At 43.0% G+C, this 15,420-nt stretch carries 17 protein-coding genes; 8 read left to right on the top strand and 9 right to left on the bottom strand.

From position 1 onward, the window contains the following. Window positions 1-19: 19 nt before the first annotated feature. Window positions 20-442: a DUF4395 family protein gene (locus tag ICN28_RS08560; protein ID WP_216287876.1), complete on the bottom strand. Its 423-nt coding sequence runs from the start codon at window positions 440-442 to the stop codon at window positions 20-22. A gap of 77 nt (window positions 443-519) precedes the next feature. Beyond that, window positions 520-981: a hypothetical protein gene (locus tag ICN28_RS08555; RefSeq protein ID WP_216287874.1), complete on the bottom strand. Its 462-nt coding sequence runs from the start codon at window positions 979-981 to the stop codon at window positions 520-522. Window positions 982-1,129: 148 nt separating this feature from the next. Here ICN28_RS08555 and ICN28_RS08550 point away from each other — a divergent pair, with 148 nt between their 5' ends. The 7 genes from ICN28_RS08550 to ICN28_RS08520 are packed head-to-tail and all read left to right on the top strand — an operon-like array spanning window position 1,130 to window position 7,502. Next, window positions 1,130-1,762: a thermostable hemolysin gene (locus ICN28_RS08550; RefSeq protein ID WP_216287873.1), complete on the top strand. Its 633-nt coding sequence runs from the start codon at window positions 1,130-1,132 to the stop codon at window positions 1,760-1,762. Beyond that, complete coding sequence (locus ICN28_RS08545; RefSeq protein ID WP_216287872.1) at window positions 1,743-3,227, top strand: AMP-binding protein; 1,485 nt, start codon at window positions 1,743-1,745, stop codon at window positions 3,225-3,227. Before ICN28_RS08550 ends, ICN28_RS08545 begins: the two co-directional genes overlap by 20 nt. A gap of 21 nt (window positions 3,228-3,248) precedes the next feature. Then, complete coding sequence (locus ICN28_RS08540) at window positions 3,249-3,917, top strand: TenA family transcriptional regulator (protein WP_216287871.1); 669 nt, start codon at window positions 3,249-3,251, stop codon at window positions 3,915-3,917. A 2-nt stretch (window positions 3,918-3,919) separates the two neighbouring features. Further along, window positions 3,920-4,714 (top strand): SDR family oxidoreductase, encoded by a 795-nt coding sequence (locus tag ICN28_RS08535; RefSeq protein WP_216287870.1) that lies wholly within the window; start codon window positions 3,920-3,922, stop codon window positions 4,712-4,714. A 13-nt stretch (window positions 4,715-4,727) separates the two neighbouring features. Beyond that, entirely contained in the window at window positions 4,728-5,378 is a 651-nt protein-coding gene (locus tag ICN28_RS08530) for a hypothetical protein (protein WP_216287869.1), read from the top strand. Between the two features lie 58 nt (window positions 5,379-5,436). Continuing rightward, window positions 5,437-6,099, top strand: coding sequence for a response regulator (locus ICN28_RS08525; protein ID WP_216287867.1), 663 nt, complete (start codon window positions 5,437-5,439; stop codon window positions 6,097-6,099). A 5-nt stretch (window positions 6,100-6,104) separates the two neighbouring features. Beyond that, window positions 6,105-7,502: an ATP-binding protein gene (locus ICN28_RS08520; protein WP_255536194.1), complete on the top strand. Its 1,398-nt coding sequence runs from the start codon at window positions 6,105-6,107 to the stop codon at window positions 7,500-7,502. Here the strand turns inward: ICN28_RS08520 and hemN are convergent. Beyond that, a complete protein-coding gene (gene hemN, locus ICN28_RS08515; RefSeq protein WP_370626477.1) occupies window positions 7,499-8,914 on the bottom strand; it encodes an oxygen-independent coproporphyrinogen III oxidase in 1,416 nt (471 codons plus the stop codon). The genes ICN28_RS08520 and hemN overlap by 4 nt on opposite strands. A 97-nt stretch (window positions 8,915-9,011) precedes the next feature. Beyond that, on the bottom strand, window positions 9,012-10,505 hold the full coding sequence (locus ICN28_RS08510) for a CoA-acylating methylmalonate-semialdehyde dehydrogenase (RefSeq protein WP_216287859.1): 1,494 nt from the start codon (window positions 10,503-10,505) through the stop codon (window positions 9,012-9,014). 127 nt (window positions 10,506-10,632) lie between these two features. Between ICN28_RS08510 and ICN28_RS08505 the strand changes: the two genes are divergently transcribed. Next, complete coding sequence (locus ICN28_RS08505; protein WP_216287858.1) at window positions 10,633-10,848, top strand: hypothetical protein; 216 nt, start codon at window positions 10,633-10,635, stop codon at window positions 10,846-10,848. Between the two features lie 10 nt (window positions 10,849-10,858). On the opposite strand, the gene ICN28_RS08500 is transcribed toward ICN28_RS08505, so the two are convergent. The 5 genes from ICN28_RS08500 to ICN28_RS08480 all read right to left on the bottom strand — a co-directional run bounded on the left by ICN28_RS08500 (window position 10,859) and on the right by ICN28_RS08480 (window position 15,420). Beyond that, complete coding sequence (locus tag ICN28_RS08500) at window positions 10,859-11,416, bottom strand: DUF1178 family protein (protein WP_216287857.1); 558 nt, start codon at window positions 11,414-11,416, stop codon at window positions 10,859-10,861. Between the two features lie 56 nt (window positions 11,417-11,472). Next, on the bottom strand, window positions 11,473-12,051 hold the full coding sequence (locus ICN28_RS08495; RefSeq protein ID WP_216287855.1) for an NUDIX domain-containing protein: 579 nt from the start codon (window positions 12,049-12,051) through the stop codon (window positions 11,473-11,475). Between the two features lie 5 nt (window positions 12,052-12,056). Next, window positions 12,057-12,377, bottom strand: coding sequence for a DUF2818 family protein (locus ICN28_RS08490; protein ID WP_216287853.1), 321 nt, complete (start codon window positions 12,375-12,377; stop codon window positions 12,057-12,059). Between the two features lie 70 nt (window positions 12,378-12,447). Beyond that, a complete protein-coding gene (gene nuoN, locus ICN28_RS08485; RefSeq protein WP_216287851.1) occupies window positions 12,448-13,929 on the bottom strand; it encodes an NADH-quinone oxidoreductase subunit NuoN in 1,482 nt (493 codons plus the stop codon). Window positions 13,930-13,953: 24 nt separating this feature from the next. Then, window positions 13,954-15,420 carry an NADH-quinone oxidoreductase subunit M gene (locus tag ICN28_RS08480; RefSeq protein WP_216287849.1) on the bottom strand — a complete coding sequence of 489 codons (1,467 nt, stop codon included), beginning with the start codon at window positions 15,418-15,420 and terminating at the stop codon, window positions 13,954-13,956.

The following is a 15,420-nucleotide window of genomic DNA, read 5'->3' as shown; positions in this document are numbered from 1 at the left end:
ATAATAAGGCTTTTTACCCTTATTTTGGTGGAAAAGCCTTGTACCAGTAGCCGTAGGCCCAGCAAGCGACACAGAAAGAGAATAGCCACTCGAGCGTTGAAAAAATGGCCAATGCTGTTGCTGGAACTTTCCATAAGTCATTGCCACTGTAAAACAAGATACTGGCAATCGTTGCCGCCACAAATAAAATTTTGTTGGCAAACATTTTTGCACCAGCATTTTCTTTCTTCCCAGCGATGTTCATCGCTGTCATTATTTTTGTAAATAGGCGATGTGAAGGACATTTGTAGTGTCCAAAGAAACCCCTGATAAAGCCCATGACTGCTAAGATAGGCATGAGGTATGGGTAGCCTAGTAATGCAATGAGGCAAAAAGAAAAAGTTACGAATGCCTCAAAACGAGCGACATTGGCATTAACTGGTGGAATATCAAAACGTAGCATACAGAGTTCTTATAAGATTTATTGGTTTTGGATTCTAGTATCAAAGCACTGTTACGTCACCTATAAAAATAAGCTAATTATTTTAGTAATTGAGTTAATTGACTCATGTCACTGACATACTCAATTGAAGAAACTGTTCCCTGTTGCACTTTGATCACAGTGACCTTAGCAGGTTGACGAGGAAGATATTCAGCATCTTTAGCATCTCTGACCAAGGCAATTAAATACTCCAACTTTTGCATCCTTGGTAACGCCACCATTTTTGTAATGAAACCTGGCATACCGCTGATGTCAGCAATATAGACAGCCTTCTTATCTTTTAATGTGCTGGATGGCAAAGTCTCAAGGGTTTTAGTCATGAGTTCACTGGTGCCCTTCTCCGCCGCAAATAAAATGATTTGCACATCTGCAGGGGCCACAAAGGCTTGCTCGTGTTGATCTTTAAGATTGATGGCCGGCAAGGCGTCACCAACTGACAAGGGGGCTGCAAAAGCACCAAAACTTGCCGCTATTAAGAATATACCTAGTAATTTTTTCATCAGACACTCCAAGACTTTAAATAATACTTATATAAATCAATGGTTTATATAAAAACAAAAGAAATACTGCAAATATTAGGGATTCTTAATTTAGCCTTAATTTTTGGTCTTTATTGTTACAACCATATTAGACATAAAAGGCTAGCAAATGGCTCTTACATTGATGACTCAGCAGTATTCGAAGCATACAGTAATTAATCTGGATATTAATTCTATGGACTCTGGCTACCATTTTGAATGGGTGACCAAAGATCACCCAGATAGAGAGAACCTACAGAGCTTTATTGCTGACACTTTTTATAAGACATATGGCGCTGATGTTCATCACTTTAGCGATATCTTGGTGGGCTGCCGTGATGAAAACGGTCAATGGTTAGCAGCTTTAGGTTTTTCACCGATCACCGATAAAAAAGTATTTTTAGAGCAATACCTTGATATACCTCTAGAGATGGATATTGCTGCACACATTGGTGTAAATACTTTACGCAGTGAAATCGTTGAAGTAGGCAATTTAGCAGCGACCCATGCTGGCGCCGGTAGAGCCTTAATTATCACGATGACACACTACTTAAACAAGCAAGGTTATAAATGGGTAGCCTTTACAGCTACCAATAACCTATTAAATTCATTTAAACGCTTACGCATTAAGCTTGTTCAATTAGCAGAAGCCAATCCTAAGCGCTTGCCTGATGAAGGTAAGAACTGGGGCACTTATTACGACACCAAACCTCAAGTTATGTTTGGAGATATTGCATCAGGCTATGCACAGCTGGATCAATAAATTACCTGATCACCAGGCCGTCATCTCAGGTGCAACTGAAAGCTGGGATAAGGCTCAACTACTTCAAAAAATTGAGAAGTTCTCAACAGCTCTTTTAAACAGGAAAGATCCTCAAGCGCCAGTTGGCATATTGATGGATAACTCACCTGAATGGATTGCTGTTGATTTAGCAACCCAAGCTCTCAACCTCACACTGATTCCACTTCCTGGATTTTTCAGTCCAGAACAGTGGGTGCACACCATTCGTACCAGCGGCATTCAGGCTATTTTTTGTGCCAACGAGGATGTTGCTAGAAACCTGGGTTTTGTCTTTAAAAATAATGTTGTTGGTTCTATTGGTTTGTATGAAAGTGCTAGCTCGATTACTGGCATCTCTGCGCAAGTGCAGCTGAGTCATGTTCAAAAAATAACATTTACCTCAGGAACAACTTCAGCCCCCAAAGGCGTTTGCTTAAGCACCCAACAACAATGGCAAGTAGCAGAAGCCTTAGAAACGACATTGCGCCCACTTGGCATTAAAAAGCATCTCAATTTATTACCCTTGGCAGTTCTTTTAGAAAATATTGCCGGCGTTTACACCGCCCTACTTTGCGGCGCAGAAAATATTTGTTTGCCATTAGCCAGTGTGGGCCTTAAAGGCGCCAGTCAATTTGATGCCCAGGCCTGCTTAAATGCGATTGAAGAGCATCAAGCGGAAAGTGTGATCTTATTGCCACAAATGCTTCAAGCTATCACTCTGAGCTGCGCTAAGAATGATTCTCGCTTAAAGAGCCTCAAGTTTGTGGCAGTTGGTGGCGCCAAGACGCCAGAAGCTTTAATTGTTCAAGCAAGAGAAAAAGGTATTCCGGCTTATGAGGGCTATGGCCTCTCAGAATGCAGCTCTGTTGTCGCCCTCAACACACCATTAGCGAATAAGTCCAATAGCGTTGGCAAAGCATTACCTAATCGAAAAATTAGAATTGCCGTCGATGGTGAAATTGAAATTTCTGGTCAAGGCTTCACTCACTATCTAGGTGAGCCTATTGTTCAAGACGAATGGTTGCAAACTGGGGATATCGGTCACTTAGATGACGAAGGCTATTTATTTATAGATGGTCGCAAAAAGAATATTTTAATTACCAGTTTTGGCAGAAACGTTTCGCCAGAGTGGCCAGAGTCTCTATTGTTAGGCACGAACATCATTGCGCAGGCTGTTGTGATGGGCGATGGTCAAGCTTACTTATCAGCACTACTTGTCCCAATCAGTCCTGCAATTAGTAAAGAACAATTGGAATTAGCCATCTCACAAGTTAATCAGGAACTACCTGATTACGCGCGCATTGGTGCATGGTTCATCGCTGACGAAGCGCTAACGCCAGCGAATGGTCTAGCAACCCCTAATGGCCGCCCTAAACGAGAAGCGATCTTAAAAAAATACCAGAGCAAGCTTTTGTCTTTATACGCAAGCCCTGATTTGACAAACTAATTAGCAATTTTGGAGAATAAATTGAGTTTTTTTACACAACTACAAACATCGACCGAAAATGAACGCCAGGTTCTTTTTGCAGCCCCTATTATTCAGTCAGCATTAAAAGGTGAAATTATTAAAGAGCAATACGTTGCTTTTTTAACGCAAGCCTATCATCACGTGAAGCACACTGTACCCTTGCTGATGGCATGTGGATCGCGTTTACCAGAACATCATAATTGGTTAAGAACGGCGATTGCCGAATATATTGAAGAAGAGCTGGGTCATGAAGAGTGGATCCTAAATGACATCGCAGCTTGTGGCGGTGACGCAGAAAAAGTTAGGCATTCAGCACCTCACGTGACGACTGAAATGATGGTGGCTTATGCCTATCATCAAATTGATCGCGGCAATCCTGTTGGCTTCTTTGGCATGGTTCATGTTTTAGAAGGCACTAGCATTGCCATTGCTACGAATGCTGCCGGTTCCATCAAAGAGTCTTTAGATCTTCCTCCTAACGCTTTTAGCTACCTTAACTCTCATGGCAGTCTTGATTTAGAGCACGTGAAGTTCTTTGAAAGCCTCATGGACCAAGTGAAGGATCCTGATGACCAAGCGACTATCATTCGTTGTGCAAAAAGCTTTTATAAGCTGTATGGTGATATCTTTAGAAGCCTTCCATCAAAAGATGCTATTTTTAACGGATAAATATGCCTCAAAATCGATACAAAGCAGTTCTCACTGGTGCCACAGGCGGCATTGGTCAAGCCATTGCAAGGCAGCTTGCACCGCAATGCGAGCATTTGATTTTATTAGGCCGCAATGAAGCTAAGCTGGCTAGCCTTCAGCAAGAGTTAGCAGCTACTGGCGCAAAGATCGAAGTTCTGGCTGGCGATATAGGTGATACCCATACCCATCAGCGACTTGAAGCTTTAGCTAAGTCTACTGGCGGCATCAATTTATTGATCAACAATGCAGGTACCAGCCAATTTAAGAGTTTCAATGAGCAAAGCTCTGACGAGATTCAAGGTCTATTGAATACAAACTTATTAGCCCCCATGCTCTTAAGCAAATGTTTACTGGATCTTTTACAAAAAGAAGCTAAAGCAGAGATTATTAATATTGGTTCTATTTTTGGTTATATTGGTTTTCCTGGTTTTGCCACTTACTGCTCTAGCAAGTTTGGTTTGCGCGGTTTCTCGCAATCCCTTCGAAGAGAGTTATCAGATACTTCTGTGTCCGTTCGATATTTCGCGCCAAGAGCTACTAAGACCCCCATCAACTCTGATACGGTCATGCAAATGAATGCGGAACTAAAAACAGAATCAGATACACCTGAATATGTGGCTACAGAATTAATGAAGTTTTTACAAACAAACGCCTGGGAAAAGAAGTTAGGCGGCAAAGAAGCATTCTTTGTGTTTATGAATCAGCTTTTCCCTAAGCTTCCAGACAAGGCTATCTTAGGTCAACTACCCATCATTAAAAAATATCTGAAGAAATAAAAAGGAGTTTTATATGACAAACATTCATAAAGTTATCGTTTCATTATTCACCCTACTAGCATTTGCTAGCGGATCTTCGTTTGCTGGTGTAGAAGAAGATGTTGCTGAACTTCAACGCGAGTGGGAAAAAGTAAAGTATCAGTCACCAACAGCGCAACATGAAAAAGGTTTTGAATCTTTGATCAAGTTAGCTGACAAGATGGTTAACCAAAATCCAAATCGTGCTGAACCATTAATTTGGCACGGCATTATTGAATCGAGCTATGCTGGTGCCAAAGGTGGTATAGGCGCATTAGGTCATGTGAAGAGTGCTAAGAAGGCTCTTGAAAAAGCCCTTGAAATCAACCCAAACGCTCTTGATGGTTCCGCATACACAAGCTTAGGCTCACTCTACTACCAAGTACCAGGATGGCCGATCGGCTTTGGCGATGATAAGAAGGCGACTGAGTTCCTTAAAAAGGGTTTAGCGATTAACCCAGACGGCATTGATCCGAACTACTTCTACGGTGACTTTTTGTTCAAAAATGGTGATTTAGCCGGTGCAGAACGCGCACTCCGTAAAGCCCTAGCGGCACCAGCTCGTAACGGTCGCAAAGTAGCTGATGATGGACGTCGCAAAGAAATTAATCAAATTCTTGAGAAAATTGCTGAAAAGCGTAAATAATTGAGTTTGTTGATTCTTTTTAGAAATTAAAGATCTTAGGGTAAAGGGCTAAGCTGCAGTGAGAATTTTATTGGTAGAAGACGATGAATTGCTTGCTTCAGGCTTAGCTTCTGCTCTGACACGTGCCAACCATTTGGTGGATCATGTGAATGATGGTCAAAAGGCTATCGACGCCTTTAAAAACTCTGACTTTGATATGGCCATCCTAGACTTAGGCTTACCTAAAGTAGATGGCACAGAAGTATTAAAAATAATTCGCCAAAAAGGCAATCACATCCCCGTTCTCATTTTATCTGCCAGAGATTCAACGAAAGATCGCATCCTAGGCTTAGATTTGGGTGCTGATGATTACCTGACCAAACCATTTGAGTTAGATGAACTCTTAGCTCGCATCCGAGTTTTGGAGAGAAGGCAAAGTGGTAGCAGCAATAATCTTTTAGAGATTGGTCAATTGGTTTTAGATTTAGCCGCATTTACTGTCACGTGGAAAGGTGAATTACTCGACCTTCAAAGAAGAGAGTTCACTTTAATTAAAAAGCTGGCCGAGAACCCTCAACAAGTATTTAACCGCTCTCAACTAGAGGAGTCACTCTATGGTTGGGGGGATGGCGTAGAGAGTAATACGATTGATGTGCACGTTCATAATCTGAGAAAGAAAATTTCTGCAGAAGCCATCAAAACTATCCGAGGCGTTGGATATCGAATTGGTAAGTTAGACTGATGATCATGAAACAATATTCTATTCGTCAGCGCTTGGTAGTTGGCATTTTGATTTCGATGCTATTTATTTTAGGCGGCATGGGATTTTGGTCTCAATTGGTTGCCGAGCACGAATCAGAAGAAATTTTTAGCGCTCGCCTAGCAACCTCAGCACGTGTTCTTGAATCTTTAGTGGCCCGTCAATTAGAAAAGGCGACCATTACCAACCCCATTATTATTAACCTTCCTAAAGAACTAGAGGAAGCTGATGGCGCCGGGGAAGAAACTGGCCACCCTTACGAAAGCAGAATCGCTTTCCAAGTTTGGCGTAATGATGGCACATTACTAGCTAAATCTGCGTCAGCCCCCAATGAAACTTTAGGATCATTAAAGCCGGGCTTTACCAAACATCTATTGGATGATGAATTGTGGCATGTGTTCACACTCACATCAGGCCAAGTATCTGTATTGGCAGCTGAAAAAAATGCGGTTCGAGAGGAAATGGCTAGTGACTTAGGCGTAGCCATCCTCACCCCTTTGGTTGCGGGCGCACTACTTTTATTAATTGTGGTGAACACCATTGCATTCACCAATCTAAGACCATTACAAGCTTTAGCTGATCTTTTATCCAAGCGCAAACCGCAGTCAATTGAAGCAATCGAGTTACATGAAACTCCTAATGAGTTAAAGCCTGTCATTCATGAACTAAATCACTTACTTCAAAGGGTGAGAGATAACTTTACGAGAGAGCAACGCTTTATCGATGCGGCTGCTCACGAGATTAGAACGCCGATTGCGGCACTACAGATCCACATTCAAAATGCTGTTAATGCTAACAATGATCAAGACAGAAGTAAGTCATTAGAAGAAGCCCTCAAAGGTCTTCGAAGAACAACTCGCTTAGCAGAGCAATTATTAACATTTAGCCGCATGAGTGGCTCTGTTGATAAAGAAAAGGTAACCCTGCTATCCTTAGATGCTATTTGCGAAGATGTGATCCATGCACAAAGCCCTCTTATTCATCAACGAGGCCAAACCATTAAATTCCACAGTAGTGGCGATTATGTGATTCAAGGTGAACAAAGCAAGATTGAGCGCCTCCTTCAAAACCTGATTGATAACGCCTCACACTATGGCACTCAAAATGGCGTCATTGATGTGGCATTAAATGAGAGCAATCAATTCATTGAGTTATCAGTGACCAATGATGGCGCAACCATTCCGGATGCAGAAAAAGAGAAGATTTTTAATGCTTATTACCGAGTTTTAGGTAATCAAGCGACTGGCAGCGGCTTAGGTTTGGCGATTGTGAAAGAAATCGTGAACCAACATCAGGCTAGCATTACTGTTGAAAATAAATCATTTGGAAACGGTACGAAAGTGACTGTTCGATTCAAAACTATCGATACCAGCGAATCAACTTAAACCACTTTAGAGTATTTAGCCTCGGTCTTGCTATCTCTTAAGTGGCGATCAAAGGTCATCGCTACCCTCCTAACAAGAAGGCGCCCCTTGGTGGGAATTACTATTTTCTTATTTTGCCACACCAGCAATCCAGCCTCTTCCAGGCCTTTAAGCTCTTCGATTTCAGCAGCAAAATACGTCTCAAAATTAATTGTGTGATTTTTTGCAAAGCTAACTGTATCCAATTCGAACTGACACATGAGCTCACCAATCAACTCGCGTCTCATGAGGTCATCGGCATTCAACTCTAACCCACGTAAGGTTGGCAATTGCTTTTGATCTAAAAGATCGTAATACTCATCCAAAGTTCTAACGTTCTGAGTGTAGATGTTAGCGACTTTACCAATCGATGAAATACCAAAAGCCAGTAAATCGCATTCTGCTTGAGTCGAATAACCTTGGAAGTTGCGATGGAGTCGCCCATTTTTTTGAGCCATAGCTAACTCATCGTTAGGCTTAGAGAAATGATCCATACCAATGAATACGTAACCCGCACCATCCAACTGATCAATGGTATTGGCGAGGATTTCGAGCTTATCTGCTGCTACCGGTAAATCCGATTCGGATATGCGGCGTTGGGGCTTAAATACGGTTGGCAAATGAGCATAGCTATAGACAGATAATCGATCAGGGTTCATCTGAATCACGGCATCAACTGTATCTTTAAATGTCTCAGGGGTTTGCTTGGGCAAACCATAAATCAAATCCACACTAGCCGATTCAAAGCCATGTTGTCTGGACCAATCCAATACTGCCTGGGTTTCCTCAAATGTTTGAACACGATGAACGGCTTGCTGAACGTCCAAATTAAAATCTTGTACGCCCAAGCTAATGCGATTGAACCCAAGTTCAGCCAACAAAATGATGTCCGCCTCGGTTACTCGACGAGGATCAATCTCAATCGAGTACTCACCCCCTTCTTGTAACTCAAAATGCTCCTTAGTTTGATGCATGAGTTCACGCATTTCAGAGTGGGATAAGAAAGTAGGCGTCCCACCACCCCAATGAAGCTGAGTGACCGGTATTTTCTTACCAACCATCCCCATCAACTCGGTTACCAAAGCCATTTCCTTTGCTAAATACTTGATGTACTTGGCACTTCGCCCATGATCTTTTGTAATGATTTTGTTGCACCCACAGTAATAGCAAATATTCGGGCAAAAAGGCAAATGAAAATACAGCGATAAGGGTTTACTGCTGACTGAGTCACTTTTTAAAACCTGGGCATAATGCGACGCATTGAATGCTTGATGGAAACGATCTGCCGTTGGATACGATGTATATCTCGGTCCATTGATATCAAAACGTTTTAACAACTCGGGTTGAAAAAGCGTTTCTGAACCGTTGCAAACAGGAAGGTCTAAAGTACTCACGGGAGCTATTTTAGCTCCCGTGAGCTTGGTTAAAACGCCTAAAACAATAGGCCGAACCAACTAATTGAAATGTTTTTGATTTAAATCAGTCGTCTGGTTAACCATTCACTGGCATAGAGAAACTAGGACCCTGGGTAATCGAATCTGGCCAGCGCTGAGTTACGGCCTTCATGCGCGTATAGAAGCGCACACCTTCTGGACCATGCACGTGGTGATCGCCAAATAAACTGCGCTTCCAACCACCAAAAGAGTGGAATGCCATTGGCACAGGAATAGGCACGTTAACACCCACCATACCAACTTGGATACGGCTCACGAATTCACGTGCGGTACTACCGTCTCTTGTGAAAATAGCGGTACCGTTACCAAACTCATGGTCGTTGATTAACTGAATCGCTGTCGCTACATCCGGCACCCGCATCACACTCAAAACAGGACCAAAGATTTCATCTTTGTAAATGCTCATATTTGGTTTAACATCGTCAAATAAACAGCCACCCAAGAAGAAACCTTCTTCAGCACCGGCCACTTTTAAGTTACGACCATCGACAACCAACTTGGCACCCTCTTTAACGCCGGCATCGACATAACCCTTGACCTTATCCAAATGGATCTTGGTGACCAATGGGCCCATTTCTGCACCCGGCGTCATACCGTTAGCAATTTTGAGCTTTTGGATACGCTCACTTAATTTAGCAATCAAAGCATCTGCCACGTTACCAACTGCCACAGCAACTGAAATTGCCATACAGCGCTCACCTGCAGAACCATACGCCGCACCCATCAACGCATCGACGGCCTGATCCAAATCGGCATCCGGCATCACCACCATATGGTTCTTGGCACCACCAAGAGCCTGAACACGTTTACCATTTTTAGCTGCTGTCTCATAAATATATGCAGCGATGGGGGTGGAACCCACAAAGCTCACAGCTTTTACATCCGGGTGAGCCAATAAAGCATCCACCGCAGTTTTATCGCCGTGCACAACGTTAAAGACACCTTTTGGTAAGCCTGCTTCTTCTAACCATTTAGCAGCTAACAAGGTGGCCGATGGATCTCTTTCTGAAGGCTTAAGAATGAATGTATTGCCACACGCTATAGCGACAGGGTACATCCACATAGGCACCATGGCAGGGAAGTTAAAAGGCGTAATGCCAGCGCAAACACCTAAAGCTTGACGCATAGTCCAGGCATCCATACCTTTAGCAATTTGCTCGGTGTACTCCCCTTTTAACAATTGAGGGATACCACAAGCAAAATCAACCACTTCTAAACCACGCTGAATTTCACCTTTTGCATCATCAAACGTTTTACCGTGCTCACGGGTAATGGCTTCTGCCATTTCATCCAAACGGGATTCGATGATGGCTTTGAAATTAAACATCACCTTAGCGCGACGAGTCACCGGAGTCGTCGACCAAGCAGGAAACGCTGCTTTAGCAGCTGCAACAGCTCGGCCCACATCATCTGCTGAGGCTAACTCCACTTGGGCACAGACTTGCCCAGTTGCTGGGTTATACACAGAGGCAGTTTTACCGCCAAAATGGATAATTTCACCATTGATATGGTGGCCAATAGTTGCTGACATTTTGTCTCCTACATCATTTATATTATTAGACTTATAACTATATCGAAAATTTAACAAATTGGCATATTTTAGATATTTAAGCATTTTGGGGGTTCTAGCCTTAGCCGGTCCCATGACGGGGTGCGCCATGATCGTAGCCTACCCGATGACAGCTGCCAGCCTTGCAACTACGGCAGCGACGGGTAAAAGCCCGACAGATCATGCCATTTCAGAAAGCGTGGATAAAGATTGCTCTGTTTGGAAGGTTTTGGATGGCAACCCCATCTGCGAAAGACGCCTTAAACCAAATGAAATCCCAGTCCAAGACTACAGCAGTAAGAAAAAGCTAGTTCCAGCTAATTAAAGTAGCCAACTTACTGAAGAGTATCTTTTAAGGCTGGTAAAAAAGGGAGTGGAACCACTTCAATCCCCTCTTCCCGAAGTTCTGCAGTTTCATCCGGTGTAGCCTGACCACGAATACTGCGCTCTGGCGCTTCTTTATAGTGAATTTTTCTGGCTTCCTCGGCAAATTGATTGCCCACATCTTCAGTTTTACCAATGATTTCACGCATGGCATGCATCACAGCCGCCTGAATCTGAACCTGAAGCTGACCTTGCTCCTGACCGGATAAAACCATTGAATTTTCAGCCGTACGAGGTAACTGAGACGATATCTCGCCACCAGCTACGCCTGATCCCATTGTTGTCGGCGACTGATTGTGAGCCTCAGGTTTTGATGCTGGAGGAGCATCTAAATCACGACCCACATGCTTACCAATTCTTGGAGCAGATAAGAGGCGTCGAATCTCTTGGCTATTACAAATAGGACAAACCAACATGCCGTTACTTTGCTGCTCTAAGGCATCTGCCTCAGAGGCAAACCACCCTTCAAAACGGTGATCCAAGGGGCAAGCTAAGTTGTAGACTTTCATAATTAATAAATAAGGATTTTTTTAGATTATTAGAGAGCCGCTCCAGAGTGGCAGCTCTATGAAGTTTTTCTAGCTAAGTGATAGATTGAAATGATAGTCTTCACATCAGTAATTTGCCCAACAGCTATCCACTGATGCATCTCTTCTAGAGTCGCTGCAAAGACATCTAAGAACTCACCCTCATCCAAGCATCGTTCGCCTGCGCGAAGCCCTTTGGCTAAGTAAATATCAATAAACTCGGTTGAGTAAGAAATAACAGGATGAATGCGCCCCAAAAATTCCCAAGAGCTAGCGGTATATCCAGTTTCCTCCAGAAGCTCTCTTTGAGCACATAAAAGCGGGTCTTCACCTAGCTCCAATTTGCCTGCAGGAATTTCAATCATGGCTTGATCGACAGGGTAGCGAAACTGTCGCTCAAGCAAAATCCGCCCGTCATCCAGAACCGGCAAAATAGCAACAGCGCCCGGATGGATCAAATATTCTCGATAAGTTTCCTTGCCATCTGGCAATGCCACGGTATCTTTTTTTAACTTTAGAAACTTACCTTGGTAAGCATCCTCGGATGTCACACACACTTCACGCAGATGGAGATCCGACTCTGATAAATCAGACCACGATTTTTCTGGATAAGCCATGGTGATTAGTTTTGCGCTGACTGACGATGTTTGACTAAAAAACGCCAAGTAAAGCCCGGGAATGCTCCCACTAAAAATAGGCAGACAGTCACAGCGTAGAATTCCCAACGTTTAGAGAATGGATTACCAATCATGCTCTCAAAAATGTAAGCCACAAAACCAACTACGGCATACCAAAATAACATTTCAAGCAAACACCATCCAATATGCTTATCCGCCAAAGTTTTTACAAATAAAAACTTTGGCGAGAAAAAAGAAATATTGGCTGCTACTAGAGCAATTAATATCACTAACCACGATTCTGCGCTTAAACCTGCAGGTGCCATAAATTGCTTCCTGATCTATCCAATGAGTAATGCGATGATCTTAACTGAATTTCAATTAACAGGCGTTGCATCAACTCAGTAGGGTTTTTGACATGGCCGATAAACAAAGTGCCATTAACGTAGCTGGATAAATGCCGCACAACAAAACAAATAAACCATTGAGGGTAAAGAGAGTTTTGGCAACACCACCACCTTCAATCGGGGCGGTCTGAGTAGGCTCATCAAAGTACATCACTTTCACAACTCTTAGATAGTAGAAAGCGCCCACTAGAGATGTCAACACAGCAATAATCGCTAAATAGAGATAACCACCATCCACCAAGGTTTCAAGGATCGATAGCTTTGCGGCAAAACCCACTGTTGGCGGAATACCTGCCAAAGAGAACATCAATACCAGCCCCATAAAAGCCATCCATGGGTTACGACGATTTAAGCCCTTGAGATCATCAAGAGTCTCACACTCATAACCTTGACGAGACAAAATCATCAATAAGCCAAAAGAGCCCAAAGTAGTTAATACGTAAGTCACAGCATAGAAAAGTGCTGCACTGTAGGCGTGCTCATCAAAAATCGACAACATGCCAAGAATCATGAAACCCATGTGAGAAATAGTGGAGTACGCCAACATCCGCTTGATATTGGTTTGCGCAATCGCTGTTAAGTTACCAATGACCAACGACAGAACAGCCAAAATCATGATCATTGGTTGCCAGTCTTGAGTTAATGGTAATAAACCACCCACCAATAAGCGGTACATCAAAGCAAATACGGCTAATTTAGGTGCTCCAGCAATCATGAGTGTGATCGCTGTTGGTGCACCCTGGTAAACGTCTGGCACCCACATATGGAATGGAGCAACACCTAACTTGAATGCCAAGCCTGAAACAATGAATACAACAGCAAACGCTAGCACTAACTTATTAATACGATCATCGCCAACGGCCTTAAGAATCTCATCCAAATCAAGACTTCCTGTAGCGCCATACAACATGGAAATACCGTACAACAAGAAGCCTGATGCCAATGCGCCCAAGATGAAATATTTCATAGCCGACTCAGCAGACAGGGCTGAATCACGTCGCATCGCAACGATGGCGTAAGTTGGCAAAGCCAATAACTCAAGACCCAAATAAAGTGTCAATAAGTTAGAACCTGAAATCATGATGCACTGACCGACTAAAGCTAACAGGGTCAAAACAATGAAATCAACTCTGAATAAACCACGATCCATCAGGTACTTTTTGGAGTAAATCAAGCTGATGAAAACTGCCAAACAAGATACTGATTTAAGAAGGCTTGATAAAGCATCAACCACAAATAAATTATTAAAAGCATGAATGGGCTGGTCAACGGCTTGCAAACCAAAAGCAGCACTTAAGCCAATTAACGTTGCTAAGGTGACGTTATAAGCTAACCCTGTGCCACGAGGAGTGTAAAAAATATCATCATCATTAGCCTGCGGCTCATTCATGAATGCTGTTAGCAACAGCAAACAGGCAACTGAAAGGAGAACTAGCTCCGGCAACATGGCAATCAGGTCAATCGCTTGCATATTTTTTTCTTTCCTAAATCAGGATCAAAGCTTGCTAACTGCAACGTGCTTTAAAAGCTCGATAACAGAAACATGCATCACATCAGTAAATGGTTTTGGATAAACACCCATGCCAATCGTAAAGATTGCCAAGATGCCCATGATTAAAAATTCGCGTTTATTAATATCGGTTAACTCTTCAACATGCTTATTGGTCACTTCACCAAAGAAGACTCGCTTGGTCATCCAAAGAGAATAAGCCGCGCCCAAGATCAAAGCGGTAGCAGCCAAAATACCAATCACAAAATCATAATCAACTGCCGCCAATATCACCATGAACTCACCAACGAAACCAGAGGTTGCAGGTAAACCACAATTGGCCATAGCGAATAACACAGCAAAAGCGGTGAACTTAGGCATCTTATTAACCACGCCACCGTAATCAGCTATTTGACGAGAATGCATACGGTCATACAGCACGCCAATACTTAAGAACATCGCAGCTGAAATAAAACCGTGTGAAATCATCTGAACGATGGCACCCTCAACCCCAAGCGGATTAAAGATAAAGAAGCCTAAAGTCACAAAACCCATGTGCGCAATCGATGAGTAAGCCACAAGCTTTTTCATATCGGATTGCACCAAAGCCACGAGACCCACATAGATCACAGCGACCAATGACAAGGTAATCACAATCGGTGCTAAATACTGACTAGCATCAGGAGCAATCGGTAAAGAGAATCTCAAGAAGCCGTACGCGCCTAATTTCAACATGATTGCTGCCAAAACGACAGAACCACCTGTTGGTGCTTCGACGTGAGCATCGGGCAACCAGGTATGCACAGGCCACATCGGCACTTTCACAGCAAAGGCCATGAAGAACGCCCCAAATAAGAGGACTTGCTCCACAATATCTAAAGGCGCTTTATGCCAAGCCAAAATGCTAAAGGTATCCGTCACGTTATAGAGATACAAAATTGCAACTAGCGTGAGTAATGAGCCGAATAAGGTGTACAAGAAGAATTTAAATGCGGCATAAACGCGATTCGGACCACCCCAAACACCGATGATGATGTACATCGGAATCAATGTGGCCTCAAAAAACACATAGAACAGCATGCCATCCAAAGCTGCGAAGACACCAATCATGAGACCTGACAAGATCATGAATGCCGCCATGTATTGCGCCACATTAACCGTGATCACTTCCCACGCAGCAATCACAACAATCACAGTGATTAAGGCAGTTAAAACAACAAACCACATGGAAATGCCATCAACGCCCAAGTAGTAATTAATGTCATAACGAGGAATCCAAGACACCTGCTCTACGAACTGCATAGCGGCTGTACTGGTATCAAAACCACTAATGAGTGGCAAAGTCACGGCAAAGCTGATCAACGAGCCAATCAAAGCCATGATTCGCACATAGCCTTTGCTATTGTCCGAACCCGTGAACAAAATTATCAAACCAAAAATAATTGGTAACCAAATTGCGTAAGAAAGAATCAT

Source organism: Polynucleobacter sp. 30F-ANTBAC (assembly GCF_018882385.1).
GTDB lineage: Bacteria > Pseudomonadota > Gammaproteobacteria > Burkholderiales > Burkholderiaceae > Polynucleobacter.
The sequence above is the reverse complement of the archived record's forward strand: the minus strand, read 5'-3'. Positions and strand labels throughout refer to the sequence as shown.